Consider the following 24401-nt stretch of genomic DNA (forward strand, 5'->3'; position numbering starts at 1 on the left):
CTTATTTATGCTTAAACTCAGCTGCACGTTTTTCGCTAAATGCGGTAACGCCTTCTTTCGCATCTTCTGTTAAGAACAATTCAGCAAACATCTCACGCTCTACTTTCAATCCTTCTTCTAAAGTCGTTGCCAGTCCTTCTTGAACTGCCTTTATCGCACGTGAAATTGACGTATTACTATGAGCGCTTACGTAAGACGCTGCTACTTCTTTCGCTTTATCGAGCAATTCTTCCCCTGGAACAACATATTGAACGATGTGTAAATCTTTCGCTTCTGCTGCTGTAATATGACGCCCTGATAAAATTAAGTCGAGTGCTACCGCTTCGTTTGTCAAACGCGCAAGACGTTGTGTCCCGCCGAACGCTGGAATTAAACCTAAATTCAATTCTGGCAATCCTAAAATCGCTTTCTCACTCGCTAAACGAACGTGACATCCTAACGCAATTTCAAGTCCGCCCCCTAATGCTGGACCATTCACTGCTGCGATCACCGGTTTGCGTAACGCTTCAATTTCATCGCATAACGCTTGTCCTGCTTTCGCCATATTTAATCCATTCTCATCGTTCCCCATCGCTGGAATGAATTCTTTAATGTCCGCTCCTGCTACGAAAAAGCGTCCTTTTCCTGTGATGATAATTGCATGAACATCGTCTTGCTCACCCAATTTTTTCACTTCATCTCGCAACTCTTGAATAACGTGCGAAGACAGTGCGTTCGCTGGTGCATGATCAATCTCCAATACTGCAATATGATTTTCTACTGTTACATTTGAATATTCACTCATCATACTTTTCCCCTTTCCAGTTGATTTGCCTATATAAGTAATGCAAGTTGTATGCCAATGTCTAAATGGTAGCGCTTTCAACATTTTTAAATTGTAAAAACGACTACCTGTATATACAATTATACATTATTGTATAGTTTTGTACATACACATTTTTACAGTTTATGCTCATTGAACATATTCACTCTACATCGTTCTCCATTTCACTTTCAGTTTGTCTAAACAACAATTTTAGACAAATAAAAAAACGAACGTTCGCAACGTTCGTCGGCAAGAGATCAAGCAACGGGTGGCAATATAATGTAATAAATACTCGTAAAGAAAACAAACATAATGAGAACTGCAATATACGCTTTTTTCGTTTCGAATTGTTGAGTCGCTTCCAACGCCTTAACACAAAGTAAATAAATCCAAATGAGAGCTACGAGCGCTAATCCGATATGAAGCATCGTTAACGTCCCGCCACTCGTAAATGTAATGAACGCTGGCATCGCAAATGCTGCCGGCAAAAGAGCTATGCTCGTCACGCGACGGATGATGCGTAAAATGCCCGCTCCGCCAAACCCACGCGCAGCTGCCCAAAGCAATAAAGAAAAAACAAAAACAGTTAACCATACCGTAATAAAACCGACACCTACGAGCAGTAGCGGCATTAAAACCGTGCGCAATAACGGTGATTCTAACGCCTGTACAGTTTCGAGATTTTGATAAATGGAAAGCCCTCCGTATATAGCTCCGAGCAATCCGATAAGGAAAATGCTCCACTTTCCCATGTTTTCAGATTGGCTAAATTGCGCCATCGCTTCTTTATCTAAAAATAAACTTCTTTTAATCGTTTGGAGTGAGTTCATTGTTTCCGCCTCCTTTTAATAGAAGAAAAGGAGAATTCGATGATGTGCAATCACCGAATTTCTCCATTTTCATTATAAGTTCCAAGGCATGATCGCCCATGCGAACACCGCAATACTTCCGACAACGATAATCACCGCAGCTACCATACTATTGTAGCGCGCTGGGTTAACTGTTTCCCAGCCGTGAATACGTTCAATTAACTCCGCATCTTCTGTTTTCGTTAAATATTTTTGAAGTCCTGGCATACGGTTCGTCACGTATGACACGACGATTAATAAAATGAAACTGATCGGTACGGTAAACATCGCCCCCGACAACCCTAAACCATCCGTCATCGCATGGCCACTAATGACGATTGAAGGGAAGACGAACGGTGATACGACGATGTAGACGATTCCACCGATAATTGCGGCAGACATCGCACCGAATTTATTCGCCTCTTTCCACCAAACTCCTGTAACGATAAGTGGTGCGTTCGTTACGGCTGCTAATCCGAACGCCCATAAAATACTAACGACTAAGAAATCAGGTGGGTTAAATGCTAAGACGACACTGACAACACCACCGAGTGCGATCGAAATATAACCGAGACGTACTTTTGATTTATTCGCTAAATGCGGACGCAATGTCGAAACGATATCTTGTGAAATGAGTGCCCCAATCGCAATTAAGTTTCCACTTAAAGTAGAAAGCCCTGCTGATACAGCTCCCGCAATAACGAGTGCTGTCACCCATTCTGAGTTATACACAAGGTTCAAAATAATCGTTAATTTATCTGCATCTTCTACAGAAATTGGATTACCTGTCGTTTCTGTAAAGTAAACACCTGCGAACCCCATCACATATGTCGCCGAGAATACGACTCCTAATACTAATGCGAACCAAACCATCGCTTTACGCGCACTTTGAAGGCTAGATGCCGTATACACACGCATCGCTAAGTGCGGTAAGCCGAGTGATCCGAATGTCAATGCCGGAATAATAGCGAAATACCATTTCACAGAATATTGATAGTCAAAGAAGTTAGGAACTGCTTCCAACATCGTCGGTACCATGTCCGCATATAGAAGTGGCGGGAAATACCAACCAGACCCACCCATCGCTTTCATGATGGCACCGAGTGGCACAACGAACATTAATGTAATGATGACCATTTGAATCGCCGCATTATTTGTCGCTCCAGACATTCCCCCCATTGTGACATAACCAATGACAAGAACCCCTCCAACAACAAGACCCACAAAATATGGAATTCCTAACAATGTTTCAAATGCTACTGCAATTCCAATCATCTGCCCTAAAGCGTACATAATTTGAACTAAAATCATAAAGAGTGCTGCGACGATCGATGCTCGAACTCCATATCGTTCACGAATAAAGTGAGTCGGTGTAAATGCACCCATACGTCGTAAAGAGGTTCCGTAAATAATTGTAATTAAAGGAATCGCTAAAATTAATTGAATCCACATAATAACGAATGGAACTTTCATATTAAGAATAAGACCTGTAACTCCTAAAAACGTCGCGATACTCATATAAGTAGAAGCCATCGCTAATCCGTTCGTAAATGCACCGACGCCCCCGCCTGCTGCATATAAATCTTCTACCGATTTACTCGAACGGTTGGAAATATAACTAACGACATAGAATAATAAAAACGTTAAAGCTACAACGACAATCCCGATAATCGGATTTTCAAGCTGCCATCCATTTTCCCCCATATTAGTTCACTCCTTTCGACGATTTCTGTTCCGCTGCTTCCGCTCGTTTCATCTCATTTTCACGTTCGATCGCTTCGTCAATTTTATTGCCAATTGCCCCCGCAATGATCGTTAAAATTAAAACGCCGAACCAACCAGACAAAATCGGGACGATATACATTACCGGAAACCCGAAGAGCATCGCGTCTGTTGGAAACATCGCAAACAATAAACCAGAGTGACCTACTACTAAAAAGATAGCTGACATAATAATCGTGAACCACACTTCTTTTTGATACGCATTCATATTCTATTTCCCCCTTTTATTTCATTTGTAGCGTTTCACTTTGTAAAGAAGAAAAGGAGTGCCCATTCCCCAATCGGCTCTTTTCTATCCATCGTGTTCCCCAACACATAAAAGAAAGCGCTTACAAATAAACGTGAACTCATTACCTCCTCATTATAACTACCCTCCTCTACCTATTCTCCAAATTCTTTTCTATCGACACTTCCCTTTATCATGTCTAGACAGTTATGAAAGAATACTGGAGTCGATCGCTAACAGCGGAAAAAATTCAATCTCGCATCACAACTAGAATTTACAACATATCCTAAAATAATGCAGGAGCTGTTTTTTCTGCTTGAAATAGCAAATACGCTGTTAATATGAGTGAAATATACCTCACTACTAAAATGTTGTCAAATGCTTTTTTATACTTTTTATTCCATTTCCTTTCCTGAAAAAATATTGATCCACTAAAATAATTCAGACAGTTTTAGACGCTTTTTATTATTTATACAATCTTTTTAGACAATCTATTTTTTTAGAACAATAAACGAATCGCTCCATTTTTTCTTTTTTATTCGTTTCGTCTAACTGAAATACACAACTTTGTTTACTTTCTACAAAAATTAATGGATCTTTTTACGACTTACACTGTTTTTTTACATATTTCATTAGACAATTGTCCAATTGCTCGTTTTCATTTCTTTTTTCTCTCATTTAGACAACTATGTATAGAGTGTTCTTTGATTTCATATATGATAAGTTGATTTAATATCAAATTTATCTCCTATTAAACTTTTTAAAATAGGAAAAATAATTTTTTTAAAAATAAAAAATCCGTAAATGATGGAGTATATTCTCTCCATATTTACGGATTTTCATATCTTTGTATCGGATGATCCATACGCTTACCCCTCTGTTGCGACTAACATCGGCGCAACTTCCATCGCTTCTGCTGCGATAAACGGAACAACTTGTTCGTTGTAGCGTAAAAAATCTTCACGGTTTACTTGAAGTAGTTGAAATTGTGCGTAGTCTTTGCGCACTGTTTCAAAATGTGCCCAGCTCGCTGCTGTCGCTTGTGAAACGTAAGGTAATTTCATCGCTGCGCGTTGTGAGCGAATGTTTTCATTACGGATGCACATGTATACTGTATCGATCGATGTCGTTGTAAATACTTCATATAAAAATTCGGATTTTGCCATTTGGTTTAATCCTTTACCTTGATATTCTTTGCCGAGCCAAGTTGCTAAAAAGCCGCTCGTACCATGAATATCGAATAAATTAATTGTTCCTGCTGGTTGCTCATACGCGTCTAAAATGACACGTGAAATGAGCTCGCCACGAAGTTCTGCTTCGATTGTTTCACGATTCACATTTGTGAACTCTTCCAATGAATACGCTTTGTGGCGAACGAATGGTAACACTTCAGGATGGCTCATCATTTCGTAAAGGCGCTGTTGTTCGAAATGATTGAGGATACGTTTTTTGAGCATAATGATAACCTCCCGGTGTGAACAGAGGTACTTCCTCGCTCACACATTGTATTTGATTGTTGTTTGTATGATGGTTGGACCTACTGGCCGGCAGTTCTGAATTGTCCCTCATGTTCACCCCTCCTTTCGAACAACAAAAAAACGCACCTCCACAATTGAAGGCACGTCGAATCTAAAATGTCTCATAGACATTTCTAAGATCAACCCTCAATCGTTGAGCTTTAGCACTGTATGGCATAGGACGAATCCAGCTACATTAAAAACAACCTTAAATCGATTGTTTTTGCTAACCCATTGGCGTCTGTAGACGTTTCTGGGTAGCAGCGTATCTCCATACAGGAGCCTCACCTAACGAGGTTTGTATTTTATGTTGTTAGCGGCATAAGACCGTTATTTGTCTATGCCCGATTTTTTATTTTTTAAACTTGTTTCGTTCACTTGGAACAATCTAAATTTACATCGATTCCAACATTTCAACAATGCACTTTAGACCTATTTTATATAGTTATTTGTGCTCATTTTAACTAATTTATATTGACAGATAATTCAGATTGTTATTTGTATGTAAATTCTGACCTTATCGATTCAAAATGAACTGACTCTAGTCGTTTTTTCTGTTACGATGTATAATTTGTTCATTTCATTCCAACGAGAAAGAAGTGTATAAAATATGAAGAAAACTTTAACAATTGCTGGTTCAGATACATCAGGTGGCGCTGGAATTCAAGCGGATTTGAAAACATTCCAAGAACATGGAACTTACGGTATGACCGCGCTCACTGTCGTCGTAACGATGGATCCAGACCAATATTGGGCACACGGTGTCTACTCATTGCCGACGGATGTATTACAAGCTCAAATTAAAACAGCGCTCTCTACAGGAATCGATGCGATGAAAACTGGGATGTTAGCGACAGAAGAAGTTATCCAAATTGCGGGAGATGCAATTCAACAATCTGGAACTCTAAAAGTCGTCATCGATCCTGTCATGGTATGTAAAGGGGAAGATGAAGTGCTCAACCCTGGAAATACCGACGCGATGATTCAATACTTACTCCCACATGCGATGGTGACGACACCGAACTTATTCGAAGCGGGACAACTAGCGGGCATGAAAACGCCAAAAACGATTGAAGAAATGAAAGAAGCAGCAAAACGCATTCACGCACATGGACCCCAAACTGTCGTCATTAAAGGCGGTCGTTCACTCCCTACTGAAAAAGCGACAGATTTATTTTATGACGGTAAGACATTTTACGTATTAGAAAGCGACGTCATCGACTCTCATTACAATCACGGAGCGGGATGTACGTTCGCAGCAGCGATTACCGCAAACTTAGCGAACGGCCTCGCTGTTCAAGAGGCGGTCGTCCAAGCGAAAGCATTCGTCACTGCAGCTATCCAACACGGCTGGAAATTAAACGAATATGTCGGACCTGTCATGCACGGAGCTGCGCGTCATCATGCGCTTCCTGAAGTATCGATTCGTCCAATCAACTAAGTAAAAGTGCGCAAACTCACCGAATTGTTGAGTTTGCGCACTTTTTTCATTTTATTATTGGAAAATTCGTTATAATGGAAACAGAAAGCGAGGAGAAGCATCTTGTTAGAAGATTTAAATCTTACCATTTTACTTATTTTAATTATTTTTGGATTTTTAGCCGCATTCGTCGATTCTGTCGTTGGTGGTGGAGGTCTTATTACATTACCTGCTCTTTTATTTACTGGCATTTCTCCAACTGCGGCACTTGCGACGAATAAATTAGCCAGTTCCATCGGTTCCTTCACGAGTAGCTTTATGTTTTTACGCTCCGGTCACCTTGATGTGAAGTCATTGATGAAATTGTTTCCTCTCTCTTTCTTCGGTGCCATGCTCGGTGCTTACACCGTTTCTTTTTTCGATCCGAACGTCTTAAAACCGCTCATGCTCATTATGCTCGCAATTATCGCGGTATACACACTCATGAAAAAAGATTGGGGTAGCGTCACTCAAATGAAACACTTTTCGACAAGTACTGCCCTCTTATTCGCTGGAATTATTGCATTTATCGGATTTTATGATGGATTTTTAGGGCCTGGTACAGGTTCGTTCCTCATGTTTGCATTATTGTGGCGCGGCTTTGACTTTTTACAAGCGGCAGGCAATGCGAAAGTACTTAATTTCGGGAGTAACTTCGCAGCACTTCTCATGTTTATGATGCTTGGTGAAGTGTTGTTCGTTTACGGACTCATTATGGGAGCTGCACAAATTATCGGTTCAATCGTAGGATCTCGCTTTGCGATGAAACGTGGGAGCGGTTACGTCCGAATTTTATTTATCGTCGTCACCGTTTCTTTACTTGCGAAACAATCATGGGACTACGTTTCTTCACTATGAAGGTTTTGTAACGGTTATGTAAAGTTGTTGTAACGCCTCTTCCCTTTTCTATTCCTCCCTCTATACTAAATGTATCTTTAGAGTCAAGGAGTGAATGCGTATCGTGGAAGTCGAATGGCAAGCAATTATTTTCCAATTTTTAGGTGGGCTCGGTATTTTTCTATTCGCCATTCAATTTATGGGGGACGCGCTTCAAAAGGCAGCTGGTGACCGATTACGAAGCATTTTAGATAAGTTTACGACGAATCCGTTGATGGGTGTGCTCGTCGGAATTATCGTCACCGTGCTCATCCAATCGAGTTCAGGAACGACCGTTATTACTGTTGGCCTTGTGAGCGCCGGATTTATGACATTACGTCAAGCGATCGGCGTCATTATGGGTGCGAATATCGGGACGACGGTCACCGCATTCATCATCGGATTAGATGTCGGCGCTTATGCTCTTCCAATTATGGCTGTCGGATCGTTTCTCATTTTTTTCTTTAAAAAAGATAAAGTGAAAAACTTCGGAGAAGTGATGTTCGGATTCGGTGGTCTCTTTTTAGGACTCGAAATGATGAGCAACGGGATGAAACCGTTACGCTCACTCGATGCCTTTGCAGAGTTTACGTTATCAATGAGTGAGAACCCGATTCTCGGTGTCATCGCAGGGACAATCTTTACATTAATTGTCCAAAGCTCTAGTGCGACAGTCGGGATATTACAAGGATTGTATGCGGAAGGCCTCGTCGACTTGCAAGCCGCATTGCCGATTTTATTCGGAGATAATATCGGGACAACGATTACCGCCATTTTAGCTGCGCTAGGAGCATCGATCACTGCGCGACGTGCTGCAGCAGTTCACGTATTGTTTAACTTATTTGGCACCGTCATCTTTTTAATTTTACTCGTGCCTTTCACGTTGTATGTCGAATGGTTGGCAGCACTACTCGCACTGGAAGAAAAAATGCAAATCGCTTTCGCTCACGGCTCGTTTAACGTCGCGAATACGATGATTCAATTTCCTTTAATCGGCGTTTGGGCAATGGTCGTCACGAAATTAATTCCTGGAAAAGACGTGACGATTGAATATCAGCCGAAACATTTAGACCCATTATTCATTCAAGAATCTCCTGCTGTTGCGATCGGCCAAGCAAAAGCAGAAGTTGTGCGCACTGGAGAATTTGCCGTGCACGGCATGCAAGAAGCTCTTTTATACGTCCAAACAGGCGATGAGTCACATGCAGAACTTGCGAAACAATTAGAAGACGCCATCAATCATTTGGATCGTGAAATTACTTCTTATCTCGTTGAAATCTCGACGATGCGCATTTCAGAAAGCGACTCTCACAAGCACGCATTACTACTAGATAGTATTCGTGACATCGAACGAATCGGAGACCATTGTGAAAATATTGTCGGCTTAACGAAAAGTTTACATCATACAAATAAGAATGGGATTACAAAAGAGGCAATGGCTGAAATGGAGAAAATGTTTGCCCTCACGATTGAAACGATTTCAAAATCAATTCAATCTCTCCAAACGAACGATTTAGCACTTGCTCGTCAAGTCGTCGAACAAGAGGTAACCATCGATCAGATGGAATATCGCTATCGGAAAACGCATATTAATCGATTACGCGATGGTACTTGTACATTAGAAGCAGGTATGGTATATGTCGATATTTTATCGAACTTAGAACGTAGCGGTGACCATACGGTAAACTTGGCTGAAGTTGTACTTGGAAAACGTCTATAATAAAAAAGGCTTGCGTAAAAACGCAGGCCTTTTCATTATTTATTGTTGAAGTAATGAACCATTTGCAACTGGAATCGTTTCACGATTTAATACATTTAAATGACAATAATAGTCCAAAAATGCATCTAAACGTTCTTGTTCTTCTTCACCTTGACGCATCTTCAAAACATCTCGCAATATTTGAGCACCCCAAATATTATCGAAGTAACGGTAACGTCCTGAATTCCATGCCATTCGCTTCGGTGAACGCGGATTCATATAATAATTCCAAAAATGCATTTTTTCAGATTCTTCTTCTGTCAGTTCAATTTTAAAAAGCTCATGTGAAGGGATGAAACCGTCTTCGTTAGCGCTTCCGATGAATGTTTCACTCACCATAAACATCCCGACAATTTTACGATCGGCTTCTTGTTCTTTTGCGTCTCGCTTTGTCAGTACTGCCATACTATTCGGACGCAAACGAGCTGCACGATTCGGCTCTCCTTTTTTCTTACCGCTTTGCACTGTCCCTGTGAAAACCGACCAATCTTCAAATACTTTTTCATCATCTTCTTCATTCAACCAGAAGACAATTTGTGAGCTTTTATGAACATTCTCATTTTTTAAACGAGCGCGTAATTGTTGCTGAATAATTTTTTGTTCACGCTCTTTCGCTTTCTTTTTCTCACGTATTTTTTCTTCTGCACGCATTTTGGTCAACGTTTCTTCTAAACGCTCTGACAAGTCACGATCTTGCAACATGATAAATGTTTTAAAAGCATCTGGATACACGAATTTTTTGACGTCCTCTTCAAAGTCCACGGTAATCGTCTTATCATCTTGTTCAACAATTTGCCCTTCACCAAAAACTTTATGCGTCACTGTTTCATCAATTAAATTCACAATTCCACTCTCCCTTTATCAATATGTGTCATCGTTCTCGCCCACGAGCGATTATTGAGAAGAACGCTCGATGCGCTTTTCTTTTTACATATAAAAAATCGCACACAAATTCTCGAAAAAAAGAAATTGAGCACGATCTTTTAATTCTGTAACGACTGTCTATCTATCGTAACATATATGTAACAAAAAATCAAGTTCAATCATTGACTATCACTTCTCACCTATAGTATAATTAATTATTTTTCGAATCATTTACAATGAATTATTCATAAACAATTAAGGATTTTCGATGTTTTTCTTCTAATTCATCGTATACTATTTAACTAAAGCGAAATCAAAATATGAAATGACACGACAACACTTTGTTACTATTTGAAAACTTATAGCTCTCTATTTCGTAATATAGGTGGGGACATTTTGGTTGTTCATACTACAGAAGATGAAGAGGTGAGTTTAACTATTCATAAAAGTGGAAATGACAATATATTATCATTTTAGGAAATTGAGGAAAAAACATGAAAAAAATCGCCATTATTATTCCTGTCTACAATGAACAGGAAAATATTACACGTGTCGTCCACGTTTTAGACGATGTGACGCAAAAAAATTCTTCCCTTTCGTTTCAATATATTTTTGTTAACGATGGAAGTTCAGATCATACGAAAGAAACATTAGAACAACTTCACGCACAAAAGAAATATGTTCATTTTATTAATTTCTCTCGTAATTTTGGGAAAGAAGCCGCTTTACTTGCAGGCCTTAAACATTGCGAATACGATGCTGCTATTTTAATGGACGGGGATTTACAACATCCGCCGTCTCTCATACCTGAATTAATCACTGCTTGGGAAGAAGGATACGACCAAGTTGTCGCTAAGCGCGATCGTCAAGGAGAGCACTTTATAAAATCTCTTTTTGCAAAAAGTTATTATTATCTTATTAATCGGATTACTTCTGTTGAAATGAAAGACGGAGAAGGAGACTTTCGCCTGCTTAGCAAACGAGCAAGTGAGGCACTCTTATCCTTAAATGAACATCAACGCTTTTCTAAAGGTTTATATGAATGGATTGGATTTCCTAAAAAAACAATTTGTTATCGCAATGTGATACGTGAAGACGGAGAAACAAAATGGTCTTTCAAACAACTCATTAATTATGGAGTAGATGGTATTTTATCTTTCAATACAAAACCGCTTCGTATTTGTTTTTATCTTGGTTTAGCTACTTTTTTACTTTCTCTCTTTTATATCGGATATACGTTTTTCCAAATTGTAAGTGGCGGAATCGATGTACCAGGTTACTTCACTACAATTAGTGCCGTACTTCTTTTAGGCAGTATTCAATTATTTAGTTTAGGAATTATCGGTGAATATATTGGGCGCATTTACAATGAAACGAAGAAACGTCCTCACTATATTGTGGATAATGCTAGTTTGGAAGGAGAACAACATGATTAAATTCAACAAAACATCTCTCAACGAATTTATACGTTTCGGAATCGTTGGTGTTCTCAATACCGCAGTCTATTATGCGGTATATTATATAGCGCTTCATTTTATCCAACTGCATTTTTTATTTGCTCATTGGATCGGCTTCTTCATTAGCTTAATCTTTTCTTTTTTTGTCAACAGTTTGTTCACTTATCGCGTAAAACCGACTTTAAAAAAGTTCTTAGCTTATCCTCTTACTCAAATTGTCAATGTTAGTTGCTCGACGGTCCTTCTTTATATTTTCGTTAAAGTGTTACATATGAGTGAACTGTTTGCTCCTTTTATTGCACTCCTCTTTACGGTGCCGATTACTTTTCTTTTAACCGGGAGGATTTTAAAAGATGAAAAGTCATATTAAAATCATTAGCGCTAGTTTGTTGATCGCTCTTCTTGCTCATCTTTATTTCATCATTCAAACAACTAGAGGAACGTATATGGTCGGACATGGGGATGGGGTTTCTCAAATGCTCGTCTTCAAAAAATTATTATTTGAACAATGGTCGAAGGGTGAATGGTTTTATGCCGACCACTTCGGACTTGGTGGCGATATATTTGCAGGGCTCGGCTACTACTATTCTACTTCTATCGTCTTTATTTTAACATGTGTCGTAGTCTATCTTTTGGCTACCCTATCTCTTATCGATCCAACGACCATCGTATTTTGGGCGCAACTTACATTATTTGTCTCCATTGTACGCATGACATTCATTTCATTTTTTGCTTTTTTATTTTTAAATAAAATCTTTCAACATCGACGAGCAGCATGGGTAGGTTCGGTCGTATATGCCACGAGTGTCATTTACTTCCGACATGTCTTCTACTGGGAATTTTTTGCGGATGCATTGTTATGGTTACCTCTTTTATTGTTAGGGATTGAAAAAATCATTCGCAAAGAAAGTTCTTATCTTTTTATATTTGCTGTAGCGATTAGTTTATTTGATAATTTTTATTTTGCTTATATTAATTTCTTACTTGCCTTTATCTATATTTGTATGCGTTTCTTATCCAGATGGACAGATAATGAAGCAAGTATTTTGCAACAGATTGGCATTTATATTCGAAGCGGCCTTATTGGATTTTGTCTCGGAGCAGTTAGCTTCATTCCTTCCGCTATCGCTTTCTTCAATAATTACCGGCCGGACTATCCATTCGATATCCCTTTGTTTGAATGGAAAGATAGTTTGCTTTTCAATGGGAAAACAATGTGGATGCCGCTCATTGTTCCACTACTATTAGGTTGTATCAGCTTTTACCGTCATCGCCTATTTCGCAGCGTATCATTATTATTACTATTCATGTGGATTGTCCATTACAGCCCAAAAGCAGCAAGTATATTTAACGGCTTTTCTGCCCCTCAATTTCGATGGGAATATTTTATCGGGCTTTTAAGTGCGATGCTTGTAACATTCACCATCATTCATTGGTGGGAATTACAAAAAAGAGACTTCATTGGCGGGGCTCTTTTGACGTTAATGCTCTATACTTTGTCGTACCATTCATTTCCTAGAGTGAAGATGTTTCAGCAGTATGAGTATGCTTTATTATTAATCATTGGATCTTTTACACTACTTTTCGTAATCGGTGGTTTATTGCAAAAAAGACAAATGTGGATCGGAACGTTATTGCTTTCTTCCATCGTCATATTAAATCTTTTCGCTAGTAGCAAACTCGCTCCTCCTTCTGGAGAAAACAATGTGACGGCGGCATTTTTAAACAGTGATCACTATAATCCGAAAGCGACCGAACATTTACTGCATCGTCTCACAACACGGGATTCTTCTTTTTATCGCATTGATTGGATGGTACCGACACGCAATAATACCCCTCTCGTCCAACAGTTTAATGGCATGAGTGTTTATTCGAGCATTTTAAACAAGCATGTCTTACTCATGTATTGGCATGATTTACAAATTGATATGAAGCGAGAAACAGTCAGCCGCTATATGACGGGAGGGAGTCGCTTACCTATTTATCAAATGATGCAAGGTAAATATACAATCGTTTCGAAAAAAGAAACGAGTATCCCTTCTTCCTTTAAACAAATCGATCAAGAAGGAGATTATATTTTGTATGAAAATCAAGCCTTGCGTCCATTTGTTCATTTCACATCTGCGATTTATGAACAAGAAAGCCTTTCTTCTTTACCAACGGTAGATAAGGAAAACATCGCCTTACACGGTCTCATCACGGAGGAACTTCCAGCTACTCAGCCAACACCGACTCCGTCTAAGCCTTTAACTGTACTGGAAGAACGTACAAAAGATGCCACTTACGACAACCAACTAATCGTCGTTTCAAAGAAAAAAGGGACCGTGACATTTTTATTAGATGGAGTATTTGAAAATGACGATGATGTATACGTGCAATTTTCACTACAACGATTGGATCAAGACAAAGGCTTCACATTAAAAGTAAATGAATATGAAACGACACGCAAAAAGAATTCTTCCATTTATCGCACGTTTGCTGATGATTTAACGATCCGCGTTCAAGGCACAAACGAAGTGAAAATCACCTTACCGCAAGGAACATATGAGTTGAAAAACTTAGCATTTTATCCTGTTAAGCACGATGATATCGCGAACAATTCCATACAAAAAGTGAAATGGGAAGACAGCACCATCACGATTCAAGCGAATAACGAATCTCATGCTACTCACGCTATTCTTCCAGTCCCTTATGAAAAAGGTTGGAAAGCGCAAGTGAACGGAAAACAGGTTCCCGTCATAAAAGCAAATTATGCATTTATTGCGCTTCCTGTCGAAGAAGGAATGAATAACATCGACATGCATTACCGAACTCCTTACGTATGGCCATTAAGTATACTCAGCCTCTTTACATTCTCACTATTAGTTTTTCGGAAAATAAAAAAATAACCTTTATGTAAAAAAACGAGCACCTCTTATCGAGGGCTCGTTTTTTATCTTAAGTTATCCTTAATTCTTATCTTTTTTGACAACTTTTCTCAATTTTTATCGTATAGTAAACAAACACTTTTATGAGGAGGCCAATGCTGATGATTCATTCTCTGTATTATTCAGAGGCGCCGACATTCGCCATTTTGTCGATCGAGCATCTTTCTTTACTCTTGCTTATTTTTTTACTTGCTGGATTATTTGTCACTCGTCCGCAAATTACGTTTCGTTATGAAAAAATAATTCGCGTTTCGCTCATCGTAACGATTATCATTCAACAATTTTTATTATATTCCTGGTACATTGCCCACAATGCCTTTAATCCAGTAGACGCTCTACCGCTTTATCCTTGTCGTATTACTACTTTGTTTGTTCTATTCTTATTGTTTAAATGGAATACGAAATTGTTTCATTTTACGTTTTATTGGGGAATAATCGGCGCTTTTCTTGCACTTCTCTCTCCTGACACGAATGGCTTAGGCTTTCCGAATGCGATGTTTATTCAATTTTTCTTAGGTCATGCTGCATTATTGATGGGGACTGTTTTTCTAGCCGTCATTCACGATTATCAACCGAATCAAGTGCATCTTTTTAAAACGTATCAATACAGCGCCATTTATTTTATAGTCATTCTTGTCATCAATGAGTGGCTCGGCAGCAATTACGCTTATTTACGCGCCGCTCCACCAACACCATTTTTAAGCAATATTCCTGCTTATCCTTATCATGTACCCATTCTCGTAATCATGATGTTTTCACTATTTTTCCTTGTCAACCTCTTGTATAAAGTCGTACAAAAAATAAAAATAATGAATAAGCTATTTCGAGAAATTTAACATTCGCTCCTTTTTTAACAAAAATCGGAGCTTTTTTACCATTTCAATTTCCTTTGTTATCGCTTTCAATTGAATAGTATTAAAAGAAAAAAGATATTTTTCCCTTCTCTCCCATCACTTTCTACAAAATCATATATCTTCACCTTCAATTAATAATTATCTATTTGATTCATTCTTTATTTGTAACGCTCATATTAACTTTCATTTTTCCATACTTTTTCCTTATAAAATATGGCACAATAGTAATGGAATCATTTATTTATTTAGAAAGGGAGAGTTATATGACTGAAGAAAAAAAGAAAAGAAATTTGAAACCTCTTTGGATTTTACTCGCATTCGCAACATTATTTATCATTACATTTCTTCCAACACCGCCTGACTTACCTGTAGCTGGTCAACGTGCGCTTGCGATTTTAGCGTTCGCGGTTATTTTATGGGTGACTGAAGCAGTAAGCTATCCCGTCAGTGCTGCGATGATTATCGCTATCGTCGCCTTATCTTTAGGAACGAGTCCAAGTTTGGACGATCCTGAAAAAGTAATGGGAACGAAAGGTGCATTGAAATATGCGCTTGCTGGATTTTCTAGCCCTGCCGTCGCACTCGTAGCTGGAGCGCTATTTTTAGCCGCTGCGATGCAAGCGACGAATTTGCACAAGCGACTTGCACTTTTTATCTTATCGAAAGTAGGAGCTAAAACAGGAGCGATCGTTTTCGGAGCGATTCTCGTGTCCATCATTTTAGCCTTTTTCGTACCGAGCGCTACGGCACGTGCGGGTGCTGTCGTTCCAATTTTACTCGGAATGGTTGCCGCATTCGGCCTGCCTCATAATAGTAGACTCGGCGCCTTACTCGTCATTACAGCAGTTCAAGCCATCTCCATTTGGAACGTCGGGATTAAAACAGCTGCTGCTCAAAATATGGTCGCGATCGACTTTATCGAAAAACAACTTGGAGAATCTGTCGCATGGGGCGATTGGTTTTTATATGCCGCACCGTGGTCGATTCTCATGTCCGTCATTTTATACTTCATTATGGTTCGACTCATTAAACCAGAAACGAAAGTTGTAGAAGGTGGCATGGATGTCGTAAAAGAAAACTTAAAAAGTTTAGGGCCGATTCGCCCAGAAGAAATTCGACTCATCGTCATTTCTGTTTTACTTCTCATTTTCTGGTCGACAGAATCTCGCCTCCACCCGTTCGATACTACGACGATTACACTCGTTGCGGTCGCAATTTTGCTCACGCCAAAAATCGGTATTTTCGATTGGAAAACCGTCGAAAAACTCATCCCTTGGGGAACGATTATCGTCTTCGCTGTTGGAATTGCATTAGGGCTCATTTTACTCGATACGTCTGGTGCTCAATGGCTATCCGATAAAGTATTCGGCGCTCTTGGATTAGATTCGATGCCACTTCTCGCGACAATTGCTCTTCTCGCCTTATTTAATATTTTAATTCACTTAGGCTTTGCAAGTGCGACAAGTTTAGCAAGTGCGCTCATCCCGATCGTGCTCGTGTTAGCGACAACATTACAAGGAGACTTCAATCCAGTCGGATTCGTCTTAATTCAACAATTCGTCATTAGTTTCGGATTTTTACTCCCTGTTAACGCACCACAAAATATGTTGGCATACGGAACGGGAGCATTTTCCGTCAAAGATTTCTTTAAAGCAGGTCTACCACTAACAATTGCCGGGTACTTACTCATTCTTCTCTTCAGTGCAACTTACTGGCAATGGATCGGCTTACTCTAATTAAAACACCCCTCCTTTTTCAATAAAAAATAGGAGGGGTGTTTTCTATATCATTTTCTTTTATTGGAACATTTGTTCTTTCTCTTTCTATTGTTTACAATAGAAGACATCACCGCAGAAAGTAGGAGACGATATGAATATTCAACGCCCGTGTTTTTCAGAAGAGTTAGAGGAAGGTCATTTACAAATGCTATTTGAAGAAGAAGACCATATACTTTATTTAAAAACATGTAATGCCTCTACGCTAAATCAACAACATGTTGAGAAAGCAGAAATCATAGAATGTACGATTCATCAATCTGAATGCATTCAAACCACTTTTCAACGCATAACCATTTCCGATGTACACTTTTCTAATACTGATTTTTCCACAAGTACTTTCCATCATGTCGACTTTATGCGTGTAACATTCGATAATTGTAAATTTATGGGCACCATTTTTGACGCGTGCTACTTTCAAGATGTTCACTTTTCTTCTTGTGTCCTTCATTTCAGTTCTTTTCGACAAAGTCCGTTTAAACAAGTCGCTTGGACGAATTGTTCTTTAAATGGCATAGACTTTTTTGATAACACATTTCAACACGTTACGATTTCTCACAGCGATTTAACAGAAAGCACTTTCGAACAAACTTCCTTAGCCTCTCTCGACCTTAGCACAAATAATTTAACAGGAATACGGATTACTTTTGATGATTTAAAAAAAGCGACACTCTCTCCTAATCAAGCACTTGAATGGGTCCAAACATTAGGAATTTTCATCAAAGCATAATAAACATTGTTTCAAAATAATGGAGCCTATTTTTCATCCAATTCTCCTCCTTTTTCCTAGTTTAGCTTTCTCTTTGTCGGGAATGAGTGGATTAGTAAGATAAAGGAGTGATTTTTTTGAATAAGAAAAAGCAACAATTGAAAACGTTTACGACGCAAGATGTAGATGGACCTTTAACGACGAACCAAGGTTTGAAAATGGACGAAGATAATTTTTCATTAAAAGCAGGGCGCCGTGGGTCGACATTGTTAGAAGACTTTCATTTGCGAGAAAAAATTACACACTTTGATCATGAACGCATTCCTGAACGTGTTGTACATGCTCGCGGCTACGGGGCGCATGGAACATTTACATGTACGAAAGAGGCGTCAAAATGGACGAAAGCTCACTTTTTAAATGAAGTCGGCAGAGAAACGCCTATTTTCGTACGCTTTTCTAATGTAGCCGGTTCCAAAGGGTCCAGTGACGTCGTGCGAGACGTCCGTGGCTTCGCTACGAAATTTTATACAGAAGAAGGGAATTTTGATCTCGTTGGCAATAATATTCCCGTTTTTTATATTCAAGATGCGATTAAGTTTCCAGACTTAATCCATGCCGTAAAACCAGAACCGCATAATGAAATTCCACAAGCACAGTCCGCACATGATACGTTTTGGGATTTTGTTAGTCAACATCAAGAATCGACCCATATGCTCATGTGGCATTTATCAGATCGTGCAATTCCTAAAAATTTACGAATGATGGAAGGCTTCGGTGTGCATACTTTCCGTTTGATCAATGCGCAAAATGAGAGTTTCTTTGTCAAATTTCACTTAAAACCCCAGCTCGGTGTCCATTCCGTCACGTGGGATGAAGCGCAAAAAATAAACGGGAAAGACCCGGACTTTCATCGCCGTGACTTATACGAAGCAATTGAACGCGGTGATTTTCCAGTATGGGATTTCGGTGTTCAAGTCATTCCTGAAGCTGCTCAATTTGACTTTGACTTCGATGTACTCGATGCGACGAAGTTATGGCCTGAAGAACAAATACCCGTCGAATATTTAGGAGAACTCGTCTTAAATGAAAATGTCGACAATGTCTTTGCAGAAACTGAACAAGTCGCTTTTCACCCAGGACATGTCGTTCCAGGCATTGATTTCAGCGATGATCCTTTATTACAAGGACGACTTTTCAGTTATACCGATACTCAATTGAGCAGACTAGGCGGACCGAATTTCCATGAAATTCCGATTAACCGTCCCGTTTGTCCATTTACGAACAACCAACGAGATGGTATGCACCGCCAAACGATTAATCCAAGTGTGACGAGTTACTATCCAAATGCACTAGCGAATAATCAACCGGCGCCGGTTCCCGAAGAACAAGGGGGCTTCCATCATTTCGAACAATCGCTCGAAGGGAAAAAGGTACGTGAGCGTGCGGATTCTTTCTTAGATTTCTACTCGCAAGCGACGATGTTTTACGAAAGTTTGGCAGATTACGAACAACAACATTTAAAAGATGCGCTCGTTTTCGAACTAGGAAAATGTAAAAATGAACAAATCCGTAAAAATGTCATCAATCAGATGAATCACGTCCATCATGATTTAGCGAAATATGGGGCTCAAAAATTAGGTTTACCGATTCCATCAAAAATAGAAACACCGAATGTTAAAACGTATCCATCACTCAGTCAAGCGACTACGCCAAATGGATTAAATACAAAAACAGTTGGCGTTATCGTGTCTCCACAAGCTTCGGCCGAACAATTAAAATGGATTCGTACATTAGAAACAAAATATCCAATCGTCCTCTCGACGATTTCAAATCGACAAGGGACATTTGAACATTTCGACATGCCGATTGATGAAACGTTCGACACGACGCATCCTGTATTATTCGATAGTTTACTCGTAATCAATACTTTTGATGCGCCAACCGATCAAAAAACTATTGGTCAATTTTTAAATGAAGCGTATGACCATGCAAAACCAATCGCAAGTACAGTTGACTTTCTCACATTCCCGATTTTATTCCCAATCGATTCAGAAGGAGTCTATATGCTGGACACGATGGATGAGACACCTTTCATCGAGGGATTAACAATCGGACGATTTTGGAAAAGGGGTGAAGGAAATGAATAAAAAAAGAGAACCTGAGCAAGAACTCGTAGAAAAACAGCGCAGAAAAGAACAACATGGCACGAATCCGGATAAGTATGAACCGAAAGAAGGATTCGCAAAAGACGGCAATGCCCGCGGTGTCGTCCCTAAAAATAGTGACGACCAACCGAAAAAGAAAAAACATGAATAAAAAGAAACATCTTCTCGTTGGGGAAAACGAGAAGATGTTTTTATTTGAAATAAGGGGGTTTGTTATGACTAGTTTAAATGAGGAATTAGCGTACTTCTTTAAATTCAGTTTCAATCTTTTGGTGACCATCATTACTTTCAAATACTTCTCGGCGTTCCAATTCAAAACGATCCATAATTGGAATATCGTTCACTGAGAATAAATAAGTATTTTGAAGCGCATGATGTTCATACCAAGCCCAATTTGGAATGACGAAGTAATCGCCTTTCTTCCAATTAAATCGGACACCATTAATGACAGAATATCCTTCGCCTTCATGCACATGGACAATTGTGGAGTGTGTGTGCCTTTGTGCTTTTGTCGATAAGCTTTGCGGTAAATATTGCATTCGTGTGCCCATCGTCGGGTTCGCTGACTTTCCAGTCGATGGATTAATGTACTCTACAGCGAAACCTTCATGCGGATCAGGTTCAAAATTCATAAGTCCTTCAATGGCATCTACTGTGCGAGACCATTTATAATTTGCTAAAGGTGCTACATCGTACTGAGCGTCACCGACTGGACGAACCATTCCTCCTTGATATCGCTTTTCCGAAAAATTATCTGGTACATTCGGTTGCTGTAGTCCATCTTCATACGGTTCAAAGAATGTGCCACCGATTGAATAGATTGTCGGGATATCTAACGCATCCATCCAGATCATCGGCTCATCACCATCGTGCGCATGACCGTGCCATAAGTTTTTAGGTGTGATGAGGAAATCTCCTTCCTCCATATATACTCGCTCACCTTGAACGATCGTATACGCTCCACTACCTTCAGAAATGAAACGCAATGCACTTTGTGTATGGCGATGAGAAGGTGCTTCCTCGCCTGGTAACAATAACTGTACCGCTGCGTACAATGTTTGCGTTGTTGATGCCCACCCCCAAGGTTTACGATACGTTAACCCTGGATTTTGGAAGTAGATTGCTCGTCGTTCACCACCGCGTTCGGGCGTAAAAATTTCTGACGCTTCCATCAATTTCTTTTTCAACAATTCACCTGACCATAAATAAGCTTCCGCATGAGGTTTCGGTGTTTTGTTCATAATTTCTGGAATTGCTTCCCAAAGAGGTCCTAAATTATACTGTTGAATATCTTGCGTAAAATCTTTAACTGTATCACTCTTCATAAAGTTTTGAATGTCTTCGCCTTTATTGCCCATTGTGCATCCTCCTTTACTCTTTTATAGTACTTACCTTATTTTCAAGTGTTCCAACTCGATCAATGTCAATTGTAACGACGTCTCCTTCTTTTAAAAATCTCGGTGGATCCATCGCTACTCCTACCCCTCCAGGGGTACCCGTTAAAATGATGTCACCTGGTTTCAACGTCATTAAATTTGATAAAAATGCTACGAGCTTAGGAACTGTGAATACTAAATTTTCTGTATTCGTTTGTTGGCGTACTTCACCATTCACTTTTAATGTTACCGCTAATCCTGATGGATCTTGTAATTCATCAGATGTCACAATCCACGGTCCGATCGGAGCACTGCCATCAACACTCTTCCCTTGGAGCCATTCTAATGTTCGGCGTTGAATGTCACGATAAGTCACGTCATTTGCAATTGAATAACCTGCTACATAATCGAGTGCATCTTCTTCTTTTACATTTTTCGCTTCTTTTCCGACGACAAAAACAAATTCCGCCTCATAGTCTAATTGTTCTGAAATTGGATAAAATGGAATGTCATCTTCCGGGCCGATGATCGTATTCGCAAATTTCGCGAAGACGACAGGATATTCTGGAATTTCACGGCCCATCTCTAAAATATGCTCTCGGTAGTTATGCCCGACACAAATAATTTTCTCTGGCTGATGGAGAGGTGCTAACAGCTTCACTTGCTTACGCTCATAAACTGTTCCTCCCGCATTCTTTAAGACATAATCGACTACTCCACGAGCTGCTTCCATCGAATCTTCGCCGCCACGTAAGAAATCCTCCATCGTACTCGGAACATACGCTTGAGCTTTTTCTTCGATTCTCGTCTTTCCTTCCGTGCGCAACATTTGTTTATAAGACTCGTGTAAATCGATTACACGATCTCCATCTATATAAGCTCCAATGGATCGCTTATCTTCATATTGGAAAGTGACTAATTTCATTCTTCTTCACCAAACCTTTCTTATTGTTTTACTTCTTCGTAATGACGAACCATTTGTTCATAATGGCTTTGAATATGGCCCACAATTAAATGATCAATGATGAACGATAATGGTTTTCCTTCAAAATTTACATTATAACTAGGAGCTTGAATTATTAAATGTTCAGGTTGTAATTTTTTAAACATCATTTCAACACTTTGACTTTCATCTGTTAATTGATCAATCACTTCTTTTACTGTTTTTTGGCGAACAACCTCTTCATTAACAGCGACTAATCGTCCAACGTGTTCATGATTTCGTCCCCATCTGCCTGTCGGTTCAATCAGTAAACCTTCTACATCTTGACGCCAAAATGGGATAGCTTCTGTTACATGCGATACAATCTGCATAACTGACCACTTTTCTGAAGAAGGCTTCGTCCAATAAAATGTATGATTATTTTCTTCTAAAAAACTAATCATTTTATGAGTTGTCTCTTCATACTGCTTGAAACTTTTCTGCAATTGAGTCATTGTAGTCTCCTTTAATGAATCTGTTTTTCAACTTTTTGTTTAATCATTAATTTACTAATTTTCCCAGAAGCGGTAACTGGTAAATCTTCAAACATAATTATTTGTTCTGGCACTTTATATTTCACAAGACGTTCATTTAAATAATCAAGCATTATTTGTTCTTCCACACGTTTACCTTCAACGAGAGAAATACAAGCAATTGGGATTTCGCCATAAATGTCATGGGGCATCCCAATAACAGCAGCTTCTTTCACATCAGGATGTTCATGAAGTATTTCTTCAATCTCTCTCGGATAAATATTAAAACCACCGCGGATGATCATCTCTTTTTTACGACCGACAATTTTAACATAACCATTTTCATCAATCATAGCCATATCGCCTGTTTTAAAGTAACCATGATCGTCAAAAGCTTCTTTCGTTTCCACTGGCATTTTATAGTAACCTTTCATCACACCGGGACCCCGACAAAGTAATTCCCCAACTTCCCCGACTGTACATCGTTTGCCAAAGTCATTCACTACTTTAATCTCTACTCCAGGAATCGCTCTTCCTACTGTTTCCGCTCGCATCTCATCACTATCTTCAAAGTTTGTAATCGTTAAAGTGGCACTCGTTTCAGTAGCTCCATAAGCTACTAAAATATTGCAATTCATTTCTTCGCGAATTCTTTTGACAATTTCAACTGGACAAGGAGCTGCAGCCATCTCACCTGTTCGAAGAGAAGTTAAATCATAGTTATCGAAATGTTCAGAATTTAATTCCAAAATAAACATAGTTGGAACTCCAGGATGAATTGTAATTTTTTCTCTCTCTATCAGTTGCAATGCACCACGTACAGAGTACCTTTCCATCAATACAATTTTGGAAGCTGTCCATAATGAGCGCAACATGAACGTGACGCCCATAATGTGAAATAAAGGATTAGGAATTAAATAGCGATCTTCTTCTGTCGCTTGCATAACAGTAGCCCCAGCATGAGCAGAAAATAAAATATTTCCTTGTGTCAACATCGCTCCTTTTGGTTGTCCCGTCGTCCCAGAGGTGAACATGATCACACCTAGATCATCTTTGCTCACTTCTTCGATTTCCATCTCATGTTGTACGACATGACGCAACGCTTCCTCAATGGATGAATATTTTGATTTTTCAACAGTCATTATTGAAAAATTTAATTTTTTATAATCTTTAATTTTTCCCATCATTGTAGGATTAGACGTGATAACAACTTGAGGCTCTGTTTTGACTAGTACATATTCACTTTCTACTTCTTGATAAAGTGGGTTTAATGGAACAACTATCGCACCTAATTTCAACACAGCGTAAAATGCGACAACATAGTGGACGCTATTTTCAACAGCAATTACGACTCGATCTCCTTTACGCACATTCTTTTCTTCATAAAAATATGAAGAAAGTTGAGCAGCTTGCTCATTTAATTGTGCATAAGTTAGTCTGCTTTTCGAATCAACCACCGCTTCTAAAGCATAATATTTCTCACTTTGCCTTTGTAGTAAATCATTAATATTGGATATCGAATTGTAGTTAAGCAAACAAACCACCCC

21 protein-coding genes and 1 riboswitch are annotated in these 24401 nt (G+C 39.2%); of the genes, 11 read left to right on the plus strand and 10 right to left on the minus strand.

Going from position 1 to position 24401, the window contains the following annotated elements; genetic code table 11:
* Position 1: 1 nt before the first annotated feature.
* The 5 genes from IRY55_RS10790 to IRY55_RS10810 form a co-directional block, all read right to left on the minus strand.
* Positions 2–787 (minus strand): enoyl-CoA hydratase-related protein, encoded by a 786-nt coding sequence (locus IRY55_RS10790; protein WP_194563331.1) that lies wholly within the window; start codon positions 785–787, stop codon positions 2–4.
* 275 nt (positions 788–1062) lie between these two features.
* Complete coding sequence (locus tag IRY55_RS10795) at positions 1063–1635, minus strand: YIP1 family protein (RefSeq protein ID WP_194563332.1); 573 nt, start codon at positions 1633–1635, stop codon at positions 1063–1065.
* 72 nt (positions 1636–1707) lie between these two features.
* Positions 1708–3357, minus strand: a complete 1650-nt coding sequence (locus tag IRY55_RS10800) for a sodium:solute symporter family transporter (RefSeq protein ID WP_194563333.1) — start codon at positions 3355–3357, stop codon at positions 1708–1710.
* 1 nt (position 3358) lies between these two features.
* A complete protein-coding gene (locus IRY55_RS10805) occupies positions 3359–3643 on the minus strand; it encodes a hypothetical protein (RefSeq protein ID WP_194563334.1) in 285 nt (94 codons plus the stop codon).
* A gap of 887 nt (positions 3644–4530) precedes the next feature.
* Entirely contained in the window at positions 4531–5118 is a 588-nt protein-coding gene (locus IRY55_RS10810; RefSeq protein ID WP_194563335.1) for a GNAT family N-acetyltransferase, read from the minus strand.
* 199 nt (positions 5119–5317) lie between these two features.
* Positions 5318–5481, minus strand: a riboswitch (M-box (ykoK) riboswitch).
* Positions 5482–5788: 307 nt separating this feature from the next.
* Between IRY55_RS10810 and thiD the strand changes: the two genes are divergently transcribed.
* The 3 genes from thiD (at position 5789) to IRY55_RS10825 (ending at position 9233) form a co-directional block, all read left to right on the plus strand.
* Positions 5789–6619: a bifunctional hydroxymethylpyrimidine kinase/phosphomethylpyrimidine kinase gene (thiD, locus tag IRY55_RS10815; RefSeq protein WP_194563336.1), complete on the plus strand. Its 831-nt coding sequence runs from the start codon at positions 5789–5791 to the stop codon at positions 6617–6619.
* A gap of 102 nt (positions 6620–6721) precedes the next feature.
* Entirely contained in the window at positions 6722–7495 is a 774-nt protein-coding gene (locus tag IRY55_RS10820; RefSeq protein ID WP_194563337.1) for a TSUP family transporter, read from the plus strand.
* A 103-nt stretch (positions 7496–7598) separates the two neighbouring features.
* On the plus strand, positions 7599–9233 hold the full coding sequence (locus IRY55_RS10825) for a Na/Pi cotransporter family protein (protein WP_194563451.1): 1635 nt from the start codon (positions 7599–7601) through the stop codon (positions 9231–9233).
* A gap of 39 nt (positions 9234–9272) precedes the next feature.
* Here the strand turns inward: IRY55_RS10825 and IRY55_RS10830 are convergent, their stop codons facing one another.
* Positions 9273–10115: a malate synthase gene (locus IRY55_RS10830; protein WP_194563338.1), complete on the minus strand. Its 843-nt coding sequence runs from the start codon at positions 10113–10115 to the stop codon at positions 9273–9275.
* A gap of 515 nt (positions 10116–10630) precedes the next feature.
* Here IRY55_RS10830 and IRY55_RS10835 point away from each other — a divergent pair.
* From IRY55_RS10835 to IRY55_RS10870, 8 genes are all read left to right on the plus strand, one after another.
* A complete protein-coding gene (locus IRY55_RS10835) occupies positions 10631–11572 on the plus strand; it encodes a glycosyltransferase family 2 protein (RefSeq protein ID WP_194563339.1) in 942 nt (313 codons plus the stop codon).
* Positions 11565–11963, plus strand: coding sequence for a GtrA family protein (locus IRY55_RS10840; RefSeq protein WP_194563340.1), 399 nt, complete (start codon positions 11565–11567; stop codon positions 11961–11963). The genes IRY55_RS10835 and IRY55_RS10840 overlap by 8 nt, the downstream gene beginning before the upstream one ends.
* Positions 11947–14481: a YfhO family protein gene (locus IRY55_RS10845; protein ID WP_194563341.1), complete on the plus strand. Its 2535-nt coding sequence runs from the start codon at positions 11947–11949 to the stop codon at positions 14479–14481. Before IRY55_RS10840 ends, IRY55_RS10845 begins: the two co-directional genes overlap by 17 nt.
* 140 nt (positions 14482–14621) lie before the next feature.
* Complete coding sequence (locus IRY55_RS10850; RefSeq protein ID WP_194563342.1) at positions 14622–15356, plus strand: YwaF family protein; 735 nt, start codon at positions 14622–14624, stop codon at positions 15354–15356.
* Positions 15357–15637: 281 nt separating this feature from the next.
* Positions 15638–17110, plus strand: a complete 1473-nt coding sequence (locus IRY55_RS10855; RefSeq protein ID WP_194563343.1) for a DASS family sodium-coupled anion symporter — start codon at positions 15638–15640, stop codon at positions 17108–17110.
* 133 nt (positions 17111–17243) lie between these two features.
* Positions 17244–17879 (plus strand): pentapeptide repeat-containing protein, encoded by a 636-nt coding sequence (locus IRY55_RS10860; protein ID WP_194563344.1) that lies wholly within the window; start codon positions 17244–17246, stop codon positions 17877–17879.
* Positions 17880–17995: 116 nt separating this feature from the next.
* Positions 17996–20005: a catalase gene (locus IRY55_RS10865; protein WP_194563345.1), complete on the plus strand. Its 2010-nt coding sequence runs from the start codon at positions 17996–17998 to the stop codon at positions 20003–20005.
* Positions 19998–20174: a hypothetical protein gene (locus tag IRY55_RS10870; protein WP_194563346.1), complete on the plus strand. Its 177-nt coding sequence runs from the start codon at positions 19998–20000 to the stop codon at positions 20172–20174. Before IRY55_RS10865 ends, IRY55_RS10870 begins: the two co-directional genes overlap by 8 nt.
* Positions 20175–20259: 85 nt before the next feature.
* On the opposite strand, the gene IRY55_RS10875 is transcribed toward IRY55_RS10870, so the two are convergent.
* Genes IRY55_RS10875 through IRY55_RS10890 form a run of 4 tightly spaced genes read right to left on the minus strand, consistent with a single transcriptional unit; the run spans position 20260 to position 24389 of the window.
* Positions 20260–21381, minus strand: coding sequence for a cupin domain-containing protein (locus tag IRY55_RS10875; protein ID WP_194563347.1), 1122 nt, complete (start codon positions 21379–21381; stop codon positions 20260–20262).
* Between the two features lie 13 nt (positions 21382–21394).
* The gene (locus tag IRY55_RS10880; protein ID WP_194563348.1) at positions 21395–22324 is read right to left on the minus strand and encodes a fumarylacetoacetate hydrolase family protein; all 930 of its coding nucleotides are present in this window, start codon (positions 22322–22324) and stop codon (positions 21395–21397) included.
* A 20-nt stretch (positions 22325–22344) separates the two neighbouring features.
* Positions 22345–22836, minus strand: coding sequence for a DinB family protein (locus IRY55_RS10885; protein WP_194563349.1), 492 nt, complete (start codon positions 22834–22836; stop codon positions 22345–22347).
* Between the two features lie 11 nt (positions 22837–22847).
* On the minus strand, positions 22848–24389 hold the full coding sequence (locus tag IRY55_RS10890; protein WP_194563350.1) for a class I adenylate-forming enzyme family protein: 1542 nt from the start codon (positions 24387–24389) through the stop codon (positions 22848–22850).
* Between the last annotated feature and the right edge of the window lie 12 nt (positions 24390–24401).

This window comes from Savagea serpentis (assembly GCF_015351395.1).
In the GTDB taxonomy this organism is placed as follows: domain Bacteria; phylum Bacillota; class Bacilli; order Bacillales_A; family Planococcaceae; genus Savagea; species Savagea serpentis.